This is a genomic window from Leeia oryzae DSM 17879, assembly GCF_000376945.1.
Taxonomy (GTDB): Bacteria; Pseudomonadota; Gammaproteobacteria; order Burkholderiales; family Leeiaceae; genus Leeia; species Leeia oryzae.
Window position 1 is genome coordinate 143,687 of record NZ_AQXU01000018.1, and the last position, 19,956, is coordinate 163,642.

Here is a 19,956-nt window from a genome sequence, read left to right on the forward strand (position 1 = left end):
ATCCGTGCCTGGCCAGTATGGACCAACACCCTGCCGAGATCAAACCTGTGTCTGGGTCACAGCCCGGCGAAAGCGCACCAGTGCCAGCGAAAAGAATACCGCCCCGATCAGGGTCATCCACAGCAGATCCTGCCAGATGACCTCGAACCCCGCACCGCGATACAGAATGCCCTGTGCCAGCCGGACAAAAAAGGTGGTCGGGGCAGCCAGCATGATGTGCTGCACGACGGCCGGCATGCTTTCCCGCGGAGAAATTCCGCCAGAGAGCATCAGCAACGGCAGGATGCACAGGATGATAAGCAAGCCGAGCTGCGGCATCGATCGGGCCAGCGTGCCCAGAAAAATGCCGATGGAAGCGGCGGCAAACAGATAGCAGGCCGCACACGCCAGAAACAGTAACAAGGAGCCGGCAATCGGCACTTTCAGCACATGCTCCACCACCATCGTCAGCGCAAACGTCACCCCCAGCAGTACCACCAGCCCGTTAGCCCAGATCTTGGCCATCATGATCTCGAACGGCGTCAGCGGCATGACCAGCAGATGCTCGATGGTGCCGTGTTCGCGCTCGCGGATAAAGGCGGCACCGACCAGAATGATGGTCAGCATGGTGACGTTGTTGATGACTTCCATTACCCCGCCAAACCACAGGCCATTCAGGTTAGGGTTAAAGCGCACCCGGGTCGTCAGGCGGATGGGCGTTATCCCGCCATCGCGCGTGCCAGTCAGGTATTCTGCCACTTCGCCCTGGGTGATGGCGTTGATGTAACCGGCGCCGATAAACGCCTGGCTCATGATGGTGGCGTCGATATTGAGCTGCAGGTCCGGCACTCGTCCGGCCTGTACGTCGTGCTGAAAATGGGCGGGGATCACCAGCGTGAAGTTGTAGCGTCCGGCATCCATGCCGGCATCTACCTCATCCAGACGGATGCGCTGCGGCGGACGGAAATACGGCGGATAAAATGCATCGACCACGCGCCGGGACAGCGGGGACTGGTCTTCATCAACAATGGCGATGGGTGCGTTGTGCAACTCTTGCGATACCCCGGTGGCGGCCGTGTAAATAGCACCGGAGAACGCCCAGCAGATCAGCACCAGCAGGGTCTTGTCGGCCCACAGGCTTTTCAGCTCTTTCAGGCCAAGGCGGAAAATATTGCTCAGGCTGGGCAGACGCATGTCATTTATCCTGTTTTTTCAGCAACAGCACAGCGACGACGGTCAGCACCGGAATGAAACAGGCCAGCATGACCAGTTGCGGGACCAGGTCGCCAAAGCTGAGCGCCTTGGTGAACGCCCCCCGGCTGATGATCAGGAAGTAGCTGGCCGGAAACAATTGTCCGATCCAGTAACTGGCGCCTTCCAGCGCACCTACCGGCGTCGACAGACCGGAAAAGCTGACCGTGGGCAGGATGGTCAGGATCGCCGTGCCAAAAAGGGCGGCAATCTGCGTCCGGGTAAAGGTGGAAATCAGCAGGCCGATGCCGGTGGTGGCAATGACATACAGCACCGCGCCGAGCCCCAGCGCCAGCAGGCTGCCTTTGATCGGGACATGGAACACCAGCTGGGACTGGATCACCAGCAGCACAAAGCTGATCAGCGCCACCATCACATAGGGCAACTGCTTGCCAAGCAGAAACTCCAGCCGGGTCACCGGCGTGACGTAGAGGTTGATGATCGAGCCCAGTTCTTTTTCCCGGACCACGCCAAGCGCCATCAGGATGGCGGGAATGAACACCAGCAGGATGGGAATAACCGCCGGTACCATGGCGTAAATGCTTTTGACGTCCTGATTGTAGCGATAGCGCGAAACGATGTTGACCGGGAGGGGGCTGGTCTGCCCGGTAGACAGCTGGATGAGCTGCTGCACATACTGGCGGTGCATGCCCTCGGCAAACCCGCGTACCGTTTCGCCCCGGTACGGCATGGCACCATCCACCCACAAGCCGATCTCCGGCCAGTGGCCGCGTCGCAGGTCCCGTCCGAACCCGGCCGGGATATCCACCGCCAGGGCCAGCTCGCCGCTTTTCAGGCGGCTATCAAGCCCGGCATCATCCAGGATCGGCGTTTGCTCGATAAAATAGCGCGACCCGGCAATGTTCTGGATGTACGCCCGGCTTTCCGGCGTGTTGTCCCGGTCGAGCGCGGCAAAGCGCAAGCCTTCGACATCCAGCGAGATGCCAAACCCCAGCACGAACATCAGCAAGATCGAGCCGATCAGTGCAAAGGACAGGCGGATCGGATCGCGCCGTAACTCCAGCGTCTCGCGGTAGGCGTACCCCAGCAGGCGCCGCACACTGAATGCCGGTATCGCAACCGGCGTCACCGGCGTGGCGGGCGCGGTTGGCGCTACTTCCTCGGGCGGCGCGGCGGGCGTTCCGGCAACCCCGGTCGCCTCTTCCAGGTAGCTGATGAACGCTGCCTCCAGTGTGGCCGCGCCGCGGGCGGCGCACAGGGCGGCAGGCGTATCGCTGGCCAGCACCTTGCCGGCGTGCATCAGGGAAATGCGGTCGCAGCGTTCGGCTTCGTTCATGAAATGGGTAGAAATAAAGATGGTCACCCCCTGCCCGCGCGACAGCTCGGCCAGCAGTGCCCAGAACTGGTCACGGGCAACCGGGTCCACCCCGGAGGTAGGTTCGTCCAGGATCAGCAGCCTGGGCTCATGCACCACGGCCACCGCCAGTGACAGACGCTGACGAATGCCCAGCGGCAGACTGGCGGCGGCCTGATCGGCATAGTCTGCCAGTCCGAAACGCTGCATCAGCTCGGCAATGCGGCTGTGCCGCCGCTTGTCCGGCAGGTGGAACAGCCGGGCGTGCAGGTCCAGATTGGCCAGTACGGACAATTCGCCATACAGCGAAAACGACTGCGACATGTAACCCACCTGCTTGCGTGTATCCAGATAACGCGCATCGACCGGCTTGCCGAACAGCCTGGCTTGCCCCTCCGTGGGGGGCAGCAGGCCGGTCAGCATCTTCATGGTGGTGGTCTTGCCGCAGCCGTTGGACCCCAGAAAACCGAAGATTTCGCCCCGTTCGATCTGGAAACTGACGCGGTCGACGGCGGTAAAATCGCCAAAGCGCTGTGACAGGGCATCGGCCTCGATGGCAAAGGTTGCCCCGTCTGCCACCCTGGGCGGCATGTGCAAGGTCTGGTGCTGGCCCCGTTTGTCTGCCGGCAGCAGGCCGATGAACGCGGCGTCCAGCGTGGTCTCCCCGGTTTGCGCCAGCAAGCCGGCGGGCGTCCCGCTACCGATCACCCGGCCGCTGTCCATGGCGACCAGCCAGTCAAATTGCTCGGCTTCCTCCATGTAGGCCGTGGCCACCAGCACGCTCATCCCCGGCCGGCGCGCACGGATGCGGTCGATCAAGGCCCAGAACTGCCGACGCGACAACGGGTCTACCCCGGTGGTGGGTTCATCCAGAATCAGCAGGTCCGGATCGTGGATCAGGGCGCAACACAACCCGAGTTTCTGCTTCATGCCGCCTGAGAGCTTGGCGGCCGGGCGATCGCGGAACGGTGTCAGGCCGGTGCTGGCGAGCAGATTGGTGATGCGGGCTTGCCGCTCTTGCGGATTCTGGCCAAACAGCCGTCCGAAGAAATCGACATTTTCGAAGACCGACAGGGTCGGGTAGAGATTTTTGCCCAGCCCCTGCGGCATGTAGGCAATGCGCGGCTGTACGGTGGCGCGGAAATGGCGGTCGCCCATGTCCCCGCCCAGCACCATCACCTTACCGCGCTGGATCTTGCGGGCGCCGGCAATCAGGGCCAGCAGGGTTGACTTGCCGACCCCGTCCGGGCCGATCAGCCCCACCATGCTACCGGCCGGCAGATGGATGTCTATGTCGGCCAGCGCAGCCACCCGGCCGTAAACGTGACTGACACCGGCAAGCCGGGCGACCGGCAGACTGTCCATGATGGTTTATTTCCGGTCGGGGTTCAGATTGGCCGGCCAGGCCGTTCTGGCATCCAGCCGGACATAGGCGATGCCGGGCATGCCGCCTTTGGCCAGATCGCGGTGAGCGGCCAGCCAGGCGGGGTCTGCCCGGACCTTGATGCGGAACATTAGTTTCTCGCGTTCGCTGAGGGTTTCGACTTCGCGCGGGGTGAACTGGGCTTTGGGCGCGACAAAACTCACCCGGGCAGGAATCGCTTGTCCGGGCAGGGCATCCAGCACGATGCGTGCCTCGCTGCCAAGTGACAGTTGTCCGGCCTGACGGGTCGGCAGGTAGATGGTCATGTACATGTCGGCCAGATCCACCAGCGTCAGCGCCTTGCCGCCTGCGGCCAGAATTTCACCTGGCTCTGCCAGCCGGTACAGCACCCGCCCGCTGACAGGGGCTTTCAGTGCGGTATCGTTGAGCGTGGCTTGCAGGCTGTCGACCCTGGCTTGTGCGGCCAGCACGCCGGCGGCGGCTTCGGCCACCCGGCTCTGGGCCTGCGCTACGCCCGCCTCGGCACCGGTCAGGCCCGCCTGGTCGGTATCGAGCTTGCTGCGGGCAATGAATCCTTTGGCCACCAGCTCCTGCGAACGCTGCAGGGTTTTGCCTGCCAGATGCAGGTCGGCGCCGGATTTGCGCAGGCCGGCCTGCGCCTCGTCCGCCACTTTACGGGCCTGCTGAACTTGCGCTTCAGCTGCCCGCAGCTGGGCACGCAGGTCCTCGACATCAAACCGGGCCACGACGGTACCGCGCGGAACCCAGTCACCCTCATGTACCGTGACATCGGCCAGGCGCCCGGCCAGTTTGGTGGCCACGTCCACCTCGGTAGCCTCCAGGCGCCCGTTGCCAAAGGCCAGTCCCGCGGGCAGCCCCGGGGTACGGTGCTGGTAAACATATCCCCCCGCCGCCAGCACGAGTGCTGCGAGCAGGGTAACGATGAATGGCTTGCGAAAACGGGAACGATCCACGGCGACCTCATCAATCATCTGCTGGCCGGATTACAAATCACTTTATCCGTTCTTTATACCGCGCCTGCTGGCGGTGACGCTTGACCTGAGTCAAGCGGTCTATCAATCCATCATATCTGGCGTGCCCCGGCGCAGGACGGCCTCCTGCGGCAGCACTGGCACTTGCCAGCTGCAGGCGATACACTGGCTTGTATAACCGCTTCGGGAATGCCGCATGCGCCAATCTCATGTCTGTGCCGCTTTGCTCATGGCCTTGTCGTGGCTGGCATGGTCCGCCTTTGCGGCCAGTCCGCTGCCACCCCACCAGCATGGCTATGCCGATCTGGAGGTGTTGATCGACGGGGCGCAGATCGACGTAACGCTGGACACCCCTCTGTATAACCTGCTGGCGTTCGAGCACCCGCCGCGAACCGCGGCCGAGCAGGACAAAGCCCGGCAGATGGTCCAACTGCTGCGGCAGCCGGCGCGTCTGTTGGTGTTTTCGCCCGCAGCGGGCTGCCAGGTACGCGACTTGCAACTGTACAGCCCGGCGCTACCGGCCGCCCTGCTGCAGGACGGGCCCGCACCCGCCAAGGCGGAAACTGCCACTCCGTCCGTCCCCCCGCACAGCAACCTGACCGGACATTTCCACTTCCGTTGCCAGCACCCGGAAGCACTGGGCCAGTTGCGGGTCGAACTGTTCAATCCCTTCCTGTACCTGACCGTGGTCAAGGTGCAGATCCGCAGCGACAAAGGTGAGAAGGCGGCGCTACTGACCTCGGACAAGAACTCGATCCCTTTTTGAGCGTCGCCGCTGCCGTCAGCGGGCGGGGGCCGACTTCACCACCGCAATCAGGTCTTCCATGAAGACTTTCAGGATCAGCGCTTCGGCATTGCCGCGACGGGTAATGGCGGCAAACGGCCAGGCCGAGTGAAAGTGTGTCGGGGCAATCTGGAACAGGTCACCGGCATCCACCCAGCGGCGGGCATAATGCAGTGGCAAAAAGCCGATGTAGGCGCCAGAGAGTATCAGCATGGCCTGCGCCTCGACGTTATCCACATTGGCGGCGGCTTCCTTGACTTTCAGCTGGCGCAGATCGCTTTGCTGCAGAAAGCCACGCGCCACAATATGGCTGGATTTCATCGCGGCATAAATGCCTTCCAGCGCGCTGGTGGTCTGGTACAGCGGGTTGAGTCTGCCGCAGAACAGGCCGTCCGGCTCCTGATACAGCGGGGTATAGTTCAGCCCCGGTACTTTCAGCGGAAAGTGGCCGATGGCCACGTGCAGGCGGCCATCGAGCACACGCTCTTCCAGTTCGGCCGGCGTACCGACGTAAATGTCCAGATGCACATGGTGGCCCCGCGCCACAAAGCGCTGGGTGGCCCGCGTCAGCGGTGACGCCGGGTCGGTGATGGTATTGTCGATGATGCCCAGATACAGCCGCCCTGATACCTTCTGCTTGAGGGCATCGGTATCCACGCAAAAGGTTTCAACCGCCAGCAGCAGCCGTTGTGCCGCCTCGTAGGTGGCCTGGCCGTGCTCGGTCAGCCGGAAACCGCTGCGACCGCGTTCGCACAGGCGCACCCCGAGCCGCGCTTCCAGGCTGATCATCTGCTCGCTGATGGCCGACTGGCTCATGTTCAGCATCGCCTGCGCGGCAGAAAACCCGCCACATTTCACAATGGTCATGAATACCCTGAGCAGTTTCAGGTCCACATCCTGCAACTGGTTCATGCCGGTCTCCTGTCTTGCATCGCCCTTGGCGATATAAATACCCGATGATTCGTATTTTCCCTCTCTGTATTTATACACCATCCTGACATGTCATGGGGGTAGTCGTGCGGTATCGCATTCGCCGCTTGCGTTGCCGTGACCAGCTGTCTGCCAAGGCGAGCGCCTTGCCGGATCAACCTGTTGGTCACGTTTGCAACCACATGTTTTTAAACATGAAAATCAATCCATCCCGCTGTGCACCAGCTTCGTTTTCTCGCACATCAATACATCGTAAATAGCGATATGAATATCTGATAATACATATTTTTCATAAGTAATTTTTGCGCCATAGTAGGCACTCAGATGCACCACTTGCCGCTTTTTTGTGGCTGTAATGTTCATTCGGAGTCATCGCCATGGCAGAAAATAATTATGATTCAGGCCGCCTGAATCTTCCCTTTGTAGGTCACTGTACATTTGCCAAGTCTCCCGTCTGTCTGGACTGGGACAACCTGAAAGCCGATGTGGCCATTCTGGGCGCCCCCAACGACATGGGCACCCAATGGCGCTCTGGGGCCCGCTTCGGTCCGCGCGGCATCCGCGAAGCGTCTACCCTGTTCTCGTTCGGCCATGCCGGCGCTTACGACTTTGAGGACGACGTAATGTACCTGGCCAGCGAACACGTGAGCATGGTGGACGTGGGCGATGCCGATATCGTGCACACCGACATGGCCAAGAGTAACGCCAACATCGAATTTGCCGTGCGCAAGATTCTGGCCGCGGGCGCCATGCCGGTGGTGCTGGGCGGCGACCACTCCATCCATGCCCCCGTGATCAAGGCTTTTGAGGGCCGCGGGCCGATCCATATCATCCATTTCGATGCGCACCTGGACTTTGTCGACGAGCGCCATGGCGTGCGCTACGGCCACGGCAACCCGCTTCGGCGTGCCTCCGAGATGGACCACATCACCGGCATGACCCAGATGGGCATCCGCAACGTGTCTTCTTCCAACCGGGCCGACTATGACGCTGCCCGCGCAGCCGGTTCCAGCATTTTGTCGGTCCGCGATGTGCGCAAACTGGGAACCGAAGGCGTACTGGCCCAGATTCCTAAAGGTGGCGCCTATTACATCACCATCGACATCGACGGGTTTGATCCCTCCATTGCACCCGGCACCGGCACGCCAAGCCACGGCGGCTTCCAGTACTACGAAGTGCTGGAAATCATCCAGGCACTGGCCAAACGCAGCAAGGGCCACATTGTCGGCATGGACCTGGTAGAAGTGGCGCCCGCGTATGACCCGGCAGGTGTGACCTCGATTCTGGCCGCACAGTTGCTGATGAACAGCCTGGGCTTCATCTTTTATGAACGTAACCGCTAAACCGGCACCTGCAGTACACAACAGAGCCCGCCATACGGGCCCGTCACAGGAGACACACAATGGATACAGTCGTTAGCAATTATCTGCGGGATTACGGCATCTCGCCCGCCACGCAGGCGTTCCTGGCTAAGCCGCAAAAGATGTTTATCGGCGGCCAGTGGGTCGACAGCAGCGATGGCCAGACCTGCCCGGTCATCGAACCCTCCACCGAAGGTGTGCTGACCCACATCCCGCTCGGTACCGTGGCCGATCTGGACAGCGCCGTCAAAGCCGCCCGTGCACAATTTGACCACGGCGAATGGCGCACCCTCAAGCCGCTGGCCCGCGAGCGCCTGCTGCACAAACTGGCCGACCTGATCGAGGCCAACGCCACCGAGCTGGCAGAAATCGAATCCATCGACATGGGCAAATCGGCCAGCATCGCCCGCGATGTCGACATTCAGGGCACGGTCGATACCTTCCGTTACTTTGCCGGCTGGGTCTCCAAAATCCATGGGCGCACCGCAGAGCCATCGCTGCCCGGCAATTATCTGGCGTATACCCGTAAAGAACCGCTGGGCGTGGTCGGCGCCATCGTACCGTGGAACTTCCCGCTGCAGACCATGGCCTGGAAAGTGGCCGCGGCACTGGCCGCCGGCTGTACCGTGGTGGTCAAACCGGCCGAACTCACTTCGCTGTCGACGCTACGCTTTGCCGAACTGGTGCAAGAAGCCGGCATTCCCGATGGCGTGGTCAACATCGTCACCGGTCGCGGCAGCGTGATCGGCGCCGCCATGACCGACCATCCCGGCATCGACAAGGTCACCTTTACCGGCTCCACCCCGGTGGGCCAGCAGGTAGGTGCCGCCTCAGTCCGCAACCTGAAACGCGTCACGCTGGAACTGGGCGGCAAATCGCCCGTCATCGTGCTGCCGGATGCCGACATCGAGGCCGCGGCCAAGGCGGTGGCCAACGGCGTGTTCTTCAACGCCGGTCAGGTGTGCGACGCCGGTACCCGTGCCTATGTGCATCACACGGTTCACGACGAGTTCCACCAGGCGCTGATCCGCTATACCCAAACCCTGAAGATCGCCCCGGGGCTCGATCCGGACTGTTTCATCAACCCGCTGGTATCTGCCACACAAAAACAGCGTGTGATGGACTACATCGGCACCGGCAAACAGGAAGGCGCCGAGCTGGTACTGGGCGGACACGCACTGGACGGCAAGGGCTACTTTGTCGAACCGACCATTTTTGCCCATTGCCGCAACGACATGAAAATCGTGCAGGAAGAAATCTTTGGACCGGTACTGGTCACGTCGCCTTTCGACGACGATGCCGATATCGTGCAACTGGCCAATGACTCGCCTTTCGGACTGGCTGCGGCCATTTACTCCAACGACCTCGGCCGGGTGCATACGCTGATTCCGCAGCTGAAAGCCGGCACCGTGTACGTGAACGCCCATAGTACGCTCGACCCTTGCATGCCGTTCGGTGGTTACAAGGCCTCGGGCTTTGGCAAGGACATGGGCGCCGAGCAGCTCGATTATCTGATGGAAACCAAAGCGGTCTGGATCACGCTGCCCTGATCCGGGAAGACGTCACACAGACGGGTCGACTGTCTGCTGCATCGTCATCCTGACAAGACAGGCAAGACCCGAAAGAAGTAGCCATCCAGCGGCCGTGCCGGGAATGTGAATCCGGCCGGTCACCAGGTTCGTATTGTTGTAACCTCACCTTTGGAGAGAGGGGATACCATGAAATCTGCTGCTCAAAAAGTCGCCGCCGCTACGCCTGCACCTAGCGGGGCGCTGGACATCGAAGGTCATTCCATTGACTTTATTCCGGAACACGAACGCACTGACAAGCTGTCTGCCCAGGGGCCGTTCTGGTTTGTCGGCAACTTCACGTTCTTTACCATGACCATCGGCTTTGTCGGCCCCAGCGTCGGGCTGAATGCACTGTGGACCACCATCGCCGGGACGCTCGGCATCATGTTCGGTACGCTGTTCATGGCCTTTCACGGCTCACAAGGGCCGCACCTGGGCCTGCCGCAGATGATCCAGTCCCGCGCGCAGTTCGGCTACCGGGGCGTGTTGCTGGTGTTGCTGGCCACGCTGTTCGTGTTTGCCGGCTTTAACATCGTCAACCTGGTGCTGATGATGCAGGGCCTGAAAACCCTGTTCGACTGGGGACCCTTCGAGGTCGCCCTGGCCGTGACCGTACCGGCGACCATTCTGGCCGTGCTGGGTCACGACTGGATGCACAAGACCTTCAAGTGGTCGCTGTTCCTGTCGCTACCGCTCTACGGGCTGGTCACTGCCGCCGTGTTGCTGGGCTGGATTCACGACACGCCCGCCGTTGCCGGTGCCGCACCTGCCGCCCCGCTAGGGTTTAACTGGACCGGCTTCATCGCCCAGTTTGCCGCCGCGGCCAGCTACAACATCGCCTACGCCCCCTACGTCTCGGATTACTCGCGCTATCTGCCCAAGAATACCCACAGCGGCAAGCTGATTGCAGCCGTGTTCCTGGGCGCATCGCTATCTGGCGCCTGGATGATTGCCGTGGGCGGCTGGCTGGCCGAACACCTGCACGCAACCGACGTACTGGTGGCCTTGAATACCGTGGGTGCCCGCTTTGCCCCGCAACTGGGCACCGTGGTGGTCGCCGTCACTATCCTGGCCTTCCTGCCGGTGATTGCCATGAACATCTACAGCGCCAAGCTGACCGCCATTACCGGTGTGGATTCGTTCAAGAAAGTCAATCCGACTGCCAAGGCACGCATCTGGGCCATCCTGTTTGTGGTACTGCTGCAGCTGGGCACGGCCATGGGCATCTACACCTCCGGCTCCGGCCTGTCGGTACTCAACATCTACCTGATCGTGATGCTGTACTTCCTGGTGCCATGGACAGCGGTGAACCTGACCGACTACTTCTTTGTGCGCAAGGGCCGTTATGCCATCCCGCATTTCTTCCTGCCGCACGACAACATGTACGGCCATTGGGGTGCACGCGGCCTGATCTCTTACTTCATCGGTTTTGTGGCCATGATTCCGTTCTTCTGCATCTTTAACGGCCCGGACGAAGTCTACGTCGGCCCGCTGGCCAAAGCGCTGGGTAGCGTGGATCTGGCCTGGCTGGTCGGCCTGATCGTGTCAGGTGTCGCCTACTACATCCTGTGCCGGTCACTGGATCTGGACAGCGAAGAACGCGTGATCCGCCACATCGAGAAAACCCAGCCGCATTTCACCACTGGTGACAAACGGTAACGGCCCCTTATATCAGTCCATTGCAAGCGAGAACGATCATGTCTGATACAACCTACGATTACATCATTGTCGGGGCAGGTTCTGCCGGGTGCGTCCTGGCCAACCGCCTGACCGAAGACCCATCCGTCAGCGTGCTGGTCCTGGAGTTTGGTGGCAGCGACAAAAGCGTCATCATCCAGATGCCCAGCGCCTTTTCCATGCCCATGAACACCAAGAAGTACAACTGGCATTACGAAACCGCCGCCGAACCACACCTGAACGGCCGCAAGCTGCACTGCCCGCGCGGCAAGGTGCTGGGAGGCTCCTCGTCCATCAACGGGCTGGTCTACATCCGTGGTCATGCCCATGACTTTGACGAGTGGGAATCACTAGGTGCCAAAAACTGGGGCTACAAACACTGCCTGCCCTACTTCAAGAAAGCCGAAAGCTTCAAGTTCGGTGGTGACGACTACCGCGGCAGCGACGGCCCGCTCAGCACCAATAACGGCAACAACATGAAGAACCCGCTGTACGGCGCCTGGGTAGAAGCCGGCGCGCAGGCAGGTTACATCAAGACCGATGACTGCAACGGTTACATGCAGGAAGGCTTTGGCGCCATGCACATGACGGTGAAGAACGGCGTGCGCTGGTCTACCGCCAACGCCTACCTGCGCCCCGCCATGCAACGGTCCAACCTGACCGTGGTGACCCACGCCATGACCCGCCAGCTGATCCTGGAAGGCAAACGGGTGGTAGGCGTGACCTACGACCGTGACGGACAGACGCATACGGTTCGTTGCCGCCGCGAAGTGCTGGTGTCCTCCGGCCCGATCGGCTCGCCGCACCTGTTGCAACGCTCCGGCATCGGCCCGGCCGAGGTCCTGAAAAAAGCCGGTATCGAGGTCAAGCACGACTTGCCAGGCGTCGGTGAAAACCTGCAGGATCATGCCGAAATCTACATCCAGTATGGCTGCAAGCAACCGGTGACGCTTAACAGCAAGATGGGCCTCTGGAGCAAGTTCCTCATCGGCCTGCGCTGGCTGCTGTTCAAGGACGGTCTGGGCGCCAGCAACCACTTCGAGGCTGGCGGTTTCATCCGCTCCGACAAGGGCTTGCGCTGGCCGGACATCCAGTTCCATTTTCTGCCGGCTGCCATGCGTTACGACGGCAACAAACCGTTCAAGGGCCATGGCTTCATGGTGCTGACCGGACCGAACAAACCCAAGAGCCGCGGTTACGTGCGGGTGAAATCGGCTGATCCGTATGAACATCCGGAAATCCAGTTCAATTACCTGCAAAGCGAAGAAGACCGCGAAGGTTTCCGCCGCTGCGTGCGCCTGACCCGGGAAATCATCGGCCAGCCCGCCATGGACCCGTACCGCGAAGTCGAGCTGGCCCCGGGGCCGGACGTGACCACCGATGCGCAGATCGACAAGTTTGTGCGCGACAATCTGGAAAGCACCATGCACCCGTGCGGCTCTTGCAAGATGGGCGAAGACGAGATGGCGGTGGTGGACTCCGAACTGCGCGTGCACGGCCTGAGCGGGCTCAGGGTGATCGATTCTTCTGTGTTCCCGACGGAGCCCAACGGCAACCTGAACGCCCCCACCATCATGCTGGCCGAACGGGCAGCAGACCTGGTGCGCGGCAAAACCCCGCTGATGGCGTCTACGGCCCCGGTGGGACTGGTAGAAGGCTGGGAAGCCCAGCAGCGGCCTAACGCCCCGTTGCGTCAGGTTCGGGTGTAAACGTCTGCCGGGGCTGTCTCACCCCGCCAGACCCATTGAAACCATGTCCGTCAGCCACTGCGGACATGGTTTTTTTGCGTTAGGCTGCATGGACATTTGCCGCATCCGCACGTAAAATGCACGCACTCACTGGGGAGTAGCCTCTCTTCGCAAGAAGAGGCTTACGTCAACATACTTGGCCCGCAGGCCATGGCGTAAGCGGTTTCATGCTTGGCAAGACCTTTGACTACATCGCCTCCGACATGGCCGGGGATGCGTTGTCGTCATTCGTCTTTGATCCGGCCAAGGAATACATATGGAAGCTCTCTTCGTCTCTACCGGGGTGGTGGCACTGGCCGAAATCGGTGACAAGACCCAACTGCTGGCCTTCATTCTGGCCGCCCGCTTCAAAAAACCCGTTCCCATCATTCTGGGCATTCTGTGTGCAACCATCGTCAACCATGGCATGGCCGGTGCATTGGGCGCCTGGATCACCTCGGCCATCAGCCCGGATGTGCTGCGCTGGATTCTGGGTGCGTCGTTCATCGCCATGGCGATCTGGACCCTGATTCCGGACAAGATTGAAGAAGAGGAAACCAAGATTGCCAGCAAGCTGGGGGTCTTCGGCGCGACGCTGATCACCTTCTTCCTGGCCGAGATGGGCGACAAAACCCAGATTGCGACCGTCGCGCTGGCAGCACACTACGCCCACCCGCTATGGGTAGTGGCTGGCACCACGCTGGGCATGCTGATTGCCGACGTACCGGCGGTGTTTGTGGGTGACAAGCTGGCGTCCAAGATCCCGATGAAGCTGGTGCACAGCATTGCGGCCGGCATTTTTGCCGTGCTGGGGGTCGCCACGCTACTGGGTGCCGGTAGCAGCTTCGGTTTCTGAACCTTTGTCTGACGTCCCACCGACCTGCCGTGCCGGATGGCACGCAGGTCGGTTATCCTGATTTGCATCATTGCCGGAATACCCTATCGTGACCTGGATCATCATCAAATACTGTCTCACCTCCGCCATGGTGGTGCTGATTTCCGAGCTGGCCAAACGCAGCGACAAGCTGGGTGGCCTGATTGCCGCGTTGCCACTGGTAACGTTTCTGACCCTGATCTGGCTGTACCTGGAGAAACAGCCCGCCAGCAAAATTGCCAACCATGCCTGGTACACCTTCTGGTACGTCATCCCCACCCTGCCGATGTTTCTGGTATTCCCTGCCCTGCTGCCGCGGATTGGTTTCTGGCCCACACTGGGAAGCTGTGCGGTACTGACCATCGTGATCTTTTACCTGTTTGCGCTGCTGGTGAGGCCGTTCGGGGTGCAGTTGCTGTAACTTTGACACCCTCCGCCATCCGGGCCTAGAATCGATCCCACCGATCATGCCTTACCTTGATGGAAGCGGAGCATGGGATGCAGCACAGGATCTCGCTGAATACTGCCGGAAAATTAGTGGATGCACTGGGCTCTGCCGATTTCGAACGGGTGCTGTGGGAGAGTTTGTCCGAAGCATTCCAGACCGAGCATGTCAGCATGGGGCGCTTTGCCCTGATCGGCGAAACGGCGGCACCACCGGTCGAGTTCATCGGTGCCTACGGCTGCCAAGGCCGCGAAGTCATCCAGGCAGCCTGGACCCAGTACAGCAGCCATTACTGGCATGTAGACCCGTTACGCCAATACATGCGCCCGGACCTGAGCGACCTGGTCGTGCATCAGCAAGTGCTGAGAAACATCCCCAAAGATTTTTACCAGGCCTGCTACGGGCAGAACATCTCTGAAGAAGGGGTACTGCTCAGCCGCAACGGCAATAGCGTGTATACGCTGTCGATTTTCCGGTCGGTCAGCCAGCCGGCCTTCTCCTCTGGTGATCTGGTCTCGCTGCGCAGCCTCAGCTCCTTGCTCACCCCGTTACTGGCCAAGCACGTGATGTTCCGCCCGCCGGCGGTACTGGCCTCGCCTGCCGACAAATGGCAGCAGCAGTTCGAGCGGGGACTGTTCAATACCGGTATTTCCCTGTCCCTGCGTGAAAAATACATCTGCCAGGGGTTGCTGGCCGGCCATACCCAGCCACAGCTGGCCAGCCAGCTGGACCTCAAGCTCTCGACCGTCAATACCTATGTCGACCGGAGTTTTTGCAAACTGGGCATCCGCACCCGGCGCGAACTGCTGGACTGGTGCATCCGCCACAGCAACTAAGCACCCGGATGCACCCCGGTGCCCGAACCTAGCGGTTCCAGTGCGGGGCCGCGTATACCTGTTCTCCCTGGAAGAAAGTAGATACCACCTTGTGCCGGGCGATTTCGGACACCGGCAGGTCAAACAGGTCGCGTTCGAGGATGGCCAGATTGGCGTCCTTGCCCGCCGCCAGCGAGCCGGACTGCCGGTCAAACCGCAGCGCCCAGGCCGAGTTCCAGGTATAGGCTTCCAGCATGGTTTCCAGATCCGTCTTCTGCTCTGGCAACCACGGCGGCAGGTCCGGCATGTCCGGTGCAATGCGGGTGACCGCGGTCTGGATGGCCACCAGCGGGTCGATGGTCGACACGGACCAGTCCGACCCGCCTGAGAGCATGGCGCCGGCGTTGCGCAAACTGCCGATAACATAATTCCAGCCAAAGCGTTCTTCCCCCAGCAGGCTGCGGTACTGATCCAGCAGCAGCGGCTTGGCTGCCGCCCAGGTGCCCTGAATCGAGGCAATGGCCCCCAGCCGGTGGAATCTTGGCAGGTCCTCCGGATGGATGATCTGCAGGTGCGCCAGCTGCGGGCGACGGTCTTTCTTGCCGTTCACGCGCTGCACATGCTCCAGGGTATCCAGCGCCATACGCACCGCCCGGTCGCCCAGGGTATGGAAATGCAGGTCAAACCCGGCCTGGTCCGCCATGGCCCCCAGCTGGTTCAGCTGCGCCTGAGTCCAGTGCGGCTCGAAGTTACCGCCGGTATCGGCGTACGGGTCCAGCAGCGATGCGGTATGCGCCTCGATCACTCCGTCGATGAAGATCTTGACCGTATGCAGGTGCAGGCTGCCCCCCTGCCATTGCTCGCGCCAGGTCCGGAACTGCAAGATCTGCCCGGCAAAATCCAGATGCGGCGTGGCCAGCATGCCAAGACTGGCATTCACCTTGAGCAGACCCTGATCCCGGGCGGTGGCATAGGCAGACGCCAGCTTGCCTTTCACCATGGCATCAAACCAGCCGGTAATGCCATGGCTGTGCGCCAGCTGTACCGCCTTGCCAATGGCCGCCTGGACGGCCTCTGCCCCCAGTTGCGGAATGAACCGCAGCAGGTTGTACAGGCCGTTTTCCTGCACCACCCCGGTCAGCTCGCCGGTAGCCGGGTCGCGTTCGTAAATGCCGCCGGCCGGGTCTGGCGTATCGCGGGTCAGCCCCAGTCGGGCCAGCGCCACCGAATTCAGGCACGCACTGTGGACATCGTGACTGATCATCAGCAGCGGACGATCCGGCACCAGCGGGTCCAGCAGCGCGCGGGTCGGGTAGGCACCGAAACTGGCCAGCTGCGCCCCGCCCACGAACACCCATTCCCTCTCCGGGAATTGCTGCGCACACCGGCGGATGCCGTCCAGTATCGCCTCTGGCGTTTCGCTGTCAGACAGGTCTACGTCGCCGGTAAACAGGTGGCCTTCTACCGGATGCACGTGCGAATCGGTAAACCCCGGGACGATCATCTTGCCTTGCAGGTCGATCACCCGGGTATCAGGCGGCAGGCCGGGTTGTATGTCGCGGGCAAACCCCACCGAACGGACCTTGCCGTGTTGTACTGCCAGCGTGTCATAGAAGCGATGTCCTTTTTCGGCGGTATAGATGCTGCCGTTCACGAAGAGTGTGGTTGTATCTGTCGGTTGTGCCATGATGCTTTGTCCAGAATATTGGAAAACACGCCCCCGCACCCGGGCTTGGCAGGCGGGTGTCAGCAGGGACAGAGGTAAGGAAAACCGGGAAACTACTTGTTGAATTTCAGCTGGTTGAACGCCTGGTTCCACAGCCGCTGGGTTTTGGCGGACAAGGTTTTGACCGGCACCAGCTTTTGCATCAGCTTGCTGTCCGGCAAGACGTTGGTGTCTTTCCAGATATCTCCCTTGAGCATGCTGCGGGAAGGTACATTGGCCACCGGATAGCTGGCCCCGTTACTGGCCGCGGCGGCCACCTCGGGACGCAGCATGAAATCCAGCATGGCCAAGGCCCGCTCCGGATGTGGCGCATCCTTGGGAATGGCCAGCAGGTCGGCCCAGATGATGGCGCCCGATTTGGGAATGACGTAGCTGATGTCCTGCCCGGTTTTGGCTTCTCTGGCACGCAGCGCGGCCGTGGCAATGTCGCCCGAATACCCGAAGACCACGCAGAAATCACCCGACGGCAGGCTTTCCAGATAACCCGCGGAGGCACTGAAGGTGCGAATGTACGGTCTCACGCTTTTCAGGACGGCAGCCGCCTGTTTCAGATTGGCCTCGTTTTCCGAGAACGGGTCTTTGCCCAGGTAGAACAGTGTGGTACCGATCACGTCCGGCGACGAATCCAGCAGTGATACGCCACACTTGGAGAGTTTCTTCATGTAGTCGGGCTTGAAGATCAGGTCCCACAGGTTATCCGGCAGCGGTGTGCTGCCCAGTGCGGCTTTCACCTTGGCAAAGTTGATGCCGAGGCCATCCGTCCCATACACGTACGGGACCACATACCGGTGCTGCGGGTCTACTTCATTGAGCTTTTTCAGCATGTCCGGATCGATGTTCTTGAAGTTGGACAGCCGGCTGATATCAATTGCTTTGAAGGCGCCGGCCTTGATCTGCGGCCCGACCATGGACAACGTCGGGGTCACCACGTCAAAGCCCGATTTGCCGGTCAGGATTTTGGACTGGAAGGTTTCTACCGAGTCCATCGACGACATCTGCACTTTGGATCCGGTCTCCCGGGTATAGCGGGCGGCCATGTCGTCAGGCAGGTAGCCCGGCCAGGTATAGACCACGGTATTGTCGGTAGCGGCTGCGGCGCCCGCCATTGCACTGCAGACCATCAAGGTGCCTAACGTCCGTTTCATGCGCTCTTCTCCCCGGTGAACTCTGATATGGTGGCCCATTATAGGAACAGCCATTTTGGCCCGTCTGTCCCCCCCGGGGGGGACATGGGTCTTTATGGGGGTGCCATGGACGCCATACGCAAAAAAACCACTGTACCCGCCAGGGCAACAGTGGTTTGTCAGCCGCACATGCATGCGGTGCGGGTCAGGCGGCAGCCGGCTCCTGCATGGATACCTGCAAGGCCTGGCACAGACAGAAGGCGCTCAGGAAAGAGCGGGATTTCTTGACCACGGTGGGCTCAATCAGCAGCACGCTGTCGGCCTCGGCACACAAGGGGGAATCCGGATCATCGGTCAGCACAATCAGCCGGGGCTTGATCATGGCGCCGGCCAGACAGTTGGGCTGGCGGTTGTTGAACGGCGCCAGGTCAAACACCAGCAACACGTCGTCCGCATGCCAGAATTGCGGCAGGTTAGAACGGCTTTGCTCGATGAAAAACACTTTTTTGCCGGCGTCCGCCATGATCAGCGACAGATAGCTGGCGACCGGATAGGCGCTGGCATCCCCCAGCATGTACACGCTGGTAGCCTCACGGATGGTTCGTACGGCCCGGCTGAACTCGGCTTCATCATAAAAATGCTGCAGACGCGTCAGGGAATGGAGACTTTCCTTGATCACCTTGTCGATCTTGCTCGGTGCCTTGGACACGACCGGCGTCGGTGGCGTGTCATCCTGCCCGGACAAATGGATGAATTCTTTCTTGAACAGTTCCTTGAATTGGGCGAACCCGGTAAAGCCGAAGCGCTGGGTAAAACGGATCACGGCGGACGGATGCACGTCGCAGGCCTCGGCCAGCTCCTTGATCCGGATCAGCATGATGCTGTGCTTGTTGCGTTCGATGTAATGACCTATCGCCTTTAACTGCGGGCTCAAGGTCGCGTATTCCTGATTAAATAACCGGAACAGTTTGTCTATGGTGGGGGGGGCGACGCTGTTCACTTTGTACTCCTGCGACTGCCTTTACAGGCATGAAACCTGAAACCTTCAGGCAAAAAGTGCCGGGACACGCCGTCCCGGCCCAAGCCCAAATATATCTCGGAGAGATATGCTGTTGACTGCCTGAAAATTGGACACTTACTTGAAAAACACCGGTGTCGGTGCCGGTGCATTCGCCTGCCCCGGTCCGCGCGTCATCAGCCATTCATGCGCCGGGTCGTTCTTGAAACACCACTGGCGCTTTGGCCCGGCCATCACGTTCAGGTAGTAGCTCTCGTAACCGTAGGGGGCGCACACCGGGTGATAGCCTCGCGGCACCATCACCACGTCGCCGTCTTCTACCGCCATGCTTTCGTCCAGGCTGCGGTCGTCGGTATACACCCGCTGGAACACGAAGCCCTGCGGCGGGTTGATGCGGTGGTAGTAGGTTTCTTCCAGAAAGCTCTCGTCCGGAATCGCGTCCTGGTCGTGCTTGTGCGGCGGGTAGCTGGAGCTGTGGCTTTGCGGGGTACGCACTTCGACCACCAGCAGCGATTCGGCCGGCTCGCCTTGCGGCAGGATATCGGTGACGTAGCGGGTGTTGGTAGACACCCCGCGTACCGAGCGCTTGATCTGCGACGGTTCGATCAGCCGTGGCTGGTATTTGCCTTCCGCCGGGGCGGTACAGATGGCGATCTCGGCGTCGGTATGGGCGGTGACCTGCCACTGCACCTGGGGCGGGATGTAACCGGCGTACGGGGCGCGTTCGTCGAACACGCTGGTGCGGGCACCGATCTCTTTCCAGGTGTGTTCACCGGCACGCAGGGTGACGATGCCGGACAGTACCACCACGCAGGTTTCGCGACCGGTTTCCTCTTGCGTCACCACGTCGCCGGGGGCGAGGCGTTTGACGCCAAAGCCAATGTGTTCCCAGCCGGCGCTTTGCGGGGTGATGGTGATTCTGTCTTGTCCCTGACGGGTATTCTTGACCAGCAGGCTCATGAGGATTGTCCTTGAATGTGCGT

Annotated in this window: 17 protein-coding genes and 1 riboswitch; of the genes, 8 read left to right on the forward strand and 9 right to left on the reverse strand. The window is 60.9% G+C overall.

The features are described 5' to 3' along the window. Positions 1-39: 39 nt before the first annotated feature. The 3 genes from F552_RS0105630 to F552_RS0105640 are packed head-to-tail and all read right to left on the reverse strand — an operon-like array spanning position 40 to position 4,903. Positions 40-1,173: an ABC transporter permease gene (locus F552_RS0105630; RefSeq protein WP_018150755.1), complete on the reverse strand. Its 1,134-nt coding sequence runs from the start codon at positions 1,171-1,173 to the stop codon at positions 40-42. Position 1,174: 1 nt separating this feature from the next. Then, on the reverse strand, positions 1,175-3,910 hold the full coding sequence (gene rbbA, locus F552_RS0105635) for a ribosome-associated ATPase/putative transporter RbbA (protein ID WP_018150756.1): 2,736 nt from the start codon (positions 3,908-3,910) through the stop codon (positions 1,175-1,177). Between the two features lie 6 nt (positions 3,911-3,916). Beyond that, positions 3,917-4,903, reverse strand: a complete 987-nt coding sequence (locus F552_RS0105640) for an HlyD family secretion protein (protein WP_033374861.1) — start codon at positions 4,901-4,903, stop codon at positions 3,917-3,919. A gap of 214 nt (positions 4,904-5,117) precedes the next feature. Between F552_RS0105640 and F552_RS19970 the strand changes: the two genes are divergently transcribed. Further along, positions 5,118-5,687 carry a ZrgA family zinc uptake protein gene (locus F552_RS19970; protein ID WP_018150759.1) on the forward strand — a complete coding sequence of 190 codons (570 nt, stop codon included), beginning with the start codon at positions 5,118-5,120 and terminating at the stop codon, positions 5,685-5,687. A gap of 15 nt (positions 5,688-5,702) precedes the next feature. Here F552_RS19970 and F552_RS0105655 read toward each other — a convergent pair whose 3' ends face one another. Further along, positions 5,703-6,617: a LysR family transcriptional regulator gene (locus F552_RS0105655; protein ID WP_018150760.1), complete on the reverse strand. Its 915-nt coding sequence runs from the start codon at positions 6,615-6,617 to the stop codon at positions 5,703-5,705. Positions 6,618-6,836: 219 nt separating this feature from the next. Further along, positions 6,837-6,998: a hypothetical protein gene (locus F552_RS20490; RefSeq protein WP_018150761.1), complete on the reverse strand. Its 162-nt coding sequence runs from the start codon at positions 6,996-6,998 to the stop codon at positions 6,837-6,839. Between the two features lie 14 nt (positions 6,999-7,012). Here F552_RS20490 and speB point away from each other — a divergent pair, with 14 nt between their 5' ends. The 7 genes from speB to F552_RS0105695 all read left to right on the forward strand — a co-directional run bounded on the left by speB (position 7,013) and on the right by F552_RS0105695 (position 15,126). Next, positions 7,013-7,978: an agmatinase gene (speB, locus tag F552_RS0105665; RefSeq protein WP_018150762.1), complete on the forward strand. Its 966-nt coding sequence runs from the start codon at positions 7,013-7,015 to the stop codon at positions 7,976-7,978. Positions 7,979-8,037: 59 nt separating this feature from the next. Beyond that, positions 8,038-9,546: an aldehyde dehydrogenase family protein gene (locus F552_RS0105670; protein ID WP_018150763.1), complete on the forward strand. Its 1,509-nt coding sequence runs from the start codon at positions 8,038-8,040 to the stop codon at positions 9,544-9,546. A 168-nt stretch (positions 9,547-9,714) separates the two neighbouring features. Next, positions 9,715-11,226 (forward strand): purine-cytosine permease family protein, encoded by a 1,512-nt coding sequence (locus F552_RS0105675; protein ID WP_018150764.1) that lies wholly within the window; start codon positions 9,715-9,717, stop codon positions 11,224-11,226. A gap of 38 nt (positions 11,227-11,264) precedes the next feature. Next, entirely contained in the window at positions 11,265-12,953 is a 1,689-nt protein-coding gene (gene betA, locus F552_RS0105680) for a choline dehydrogenase (protein WP_018150765.1), read from the forward strand. 119 nt (positions 12,954-13,072) lie between these two features. Beyond that, positions 13,073-13,246, forward strand: a riboswitch (yybP-ykoY riboswitch). Positions 13,247-13,248: 2 nt separating this feature from the next. Beyond that, complete coding sequence (locus tag F552_RS0105685) at positions 13,249-13,827, forward strand: TMEM165/GDT1 family protein (RefSeq protein WP_018150766.1); 579 nt, start codon at positions 13,249-13,251, stop codon at positions 13,825-13,827. Positions 13,828-13,915: 88 nt separating this feature from the next. Continuing rightward, positions 13,916-14,266: a DUF3147 family protein gene (locus tag F552_RS0105690; RefSeq protein WP_018150767.1), complete on the forward strand. Its 351-nt coding sequence runs from the start codon at positions 13,916-13,918 to the stop codon at positions 14,264-14,266. Between the two features lie 77 nt (positions 14,267-14,343). Beyond that, positions 14,344-15,126: a helix-turn-helix transcriptional regulator gene (locus F552_RS0105695; protein WP_033374813.1), complete on the forward strand. Its 783-nt coding sequence runs from the start codon at positions 14,344-14,346 to the stop codon at positions 15,124-15,126. Positions 15,127-15,154: 28 nt separating this feature from the next. On the opposite strand, the gene F552_RS0105705 is transcribed toward F552_RS0105695, so the two are convergent. From F552_RS0105705 to iolB, 4 genes are all read right to left on the reverse strand, one after another. Continuing rightward, positions 15,155-16,792, reverse strand: a complete 1,638-nt coding sequence (locus F552_RS0105705; protein WP_018150769.1) for an amidohydrolase — start codon at positions 16,790-16,792, stop codon at positions 15,155-15,157. 92 nt (positions 16,793-16,884) lie between these two features. Next, positions 16,885-17,976: an extracellular solute-binding protein gene (locus F552_RS0105710; protein ID WP_033374816.1), complete on the reverse strand. Its 1,092-nt coding sequence runs from the start codon at positions 17,974-17,976 to the stop codon at positions 16,885-16,887. 184 nt (positions 17,977-18,160) lie between these two features. Further along, a complete protein-coding gene (locus tag F552_RS0105715) occupies positions 18,161-18,955 on the reverse strand; it encodes a MurR/RpiR family transcriptional regulator (protein ID WP_018150771.1) in 795 nt (264 codons plus the stop codon). A 135-nt stretch (positions 18,956-19,090) separates the two neighbouring features. Then, positions 19,091-19,956: 5-deoxy-glucuronate isomerase (gene iolB, locus F552_RS0105720; RefSeq protein ID WP_245546658.1), on the reverse strand; the 866-nt coding region annotated here is incomplete at its 5' end.

Bases quoted from the DNA above. Each gene is read 5' to 3' on its own strand.
- rbbA (WP_018150756.1), bottom strand. From the start codon at position 3,910: ATGGACAGTCTGCCGGTCGCCCGGCTTGCCGGTGTCAGTCACGTTTAC.
- F552_RS0105695 (WP_033374813.1), top strand. From the start codon at position 14,344: ATGCAGCACAGGATCTCGCTGAATACTGCCGGAAAATTAGTGGATGCA.
- F552_RS0105655 (WP_018150760.1), bottom strand. From the start codon at position 6,617: ATGAACCAGTTGCAGGATGTGGACCTGAAACTGCTCAGGGTATTCATG.
- betA (WP_018150765.1), top strand. From the start codon at position 11,265: ATGTCTGATACAACCTACGATTACATCATTGTCGGGGCAGGTTCTGCC.
- F552_RS0105670 (WP_018150763.1), top strand. From the start codon at position 8,038: ATGGATACAGTCGTTAGCAATTATCTGCGGGATTACGGCATCTCGCCC.
- speB (WP_018150762.1), top strand. From the start codon at position 7,013: ATGGCAGAAAATAATTATGATTCAGGCCGCCTGAATCTTCCCTTTGTA.
- F552_RS20490 (WP_018150761.1), bottom strand. From the start codon at position 6,998: ATGAACATTACAGCCACAAAAAAGCGGCAAGTGGTGCATCTGAGTGCC.
- F552_RS0105630 (WP_018150755.1), bottom strand. From the start codon at position 1,173: ATGCGTCTGCCCAGCCTGAGCAATATTTTCCGCCTTGGCCTGAAAGAG.
- F552_RS0105705 (WP_018150769.1), bottom strand. From the start codon at position 16,792: ATGGCACAACCGACAGATACAACCACACTCTTCGTGAACGGCAGCATC.
- F552_RS0105675 (WP_018150764.1), top strand. From the start codon at position 9,715: ATGAAATCTGCTGCTCAAAAAGTCGCCGCCGCTACGCCTGCACCTAGC.
- F552_RS0105685 (WP_018150766.1), top strand. From the start codon at position 13,249: ATGGAAGCTCTCTTCGTCTCTACCGGGGTGGTGGCACTGGCCGAAATC.
- F552_RS0105710 (WP_033374816.1), bottom strand. From the start codon at position 17,976: ATGAAACGGACGTTAGGCACCTTGATGGTCTGCAGTGCAATGGCGGGC.
- F552_RS19970 (WP_018150759.1), top strand. From the start codon at position 5,118: ATGCGCCAATCTCATGTCTGTGCCGCTTTGCTCATGGCCTTGTCGTGG.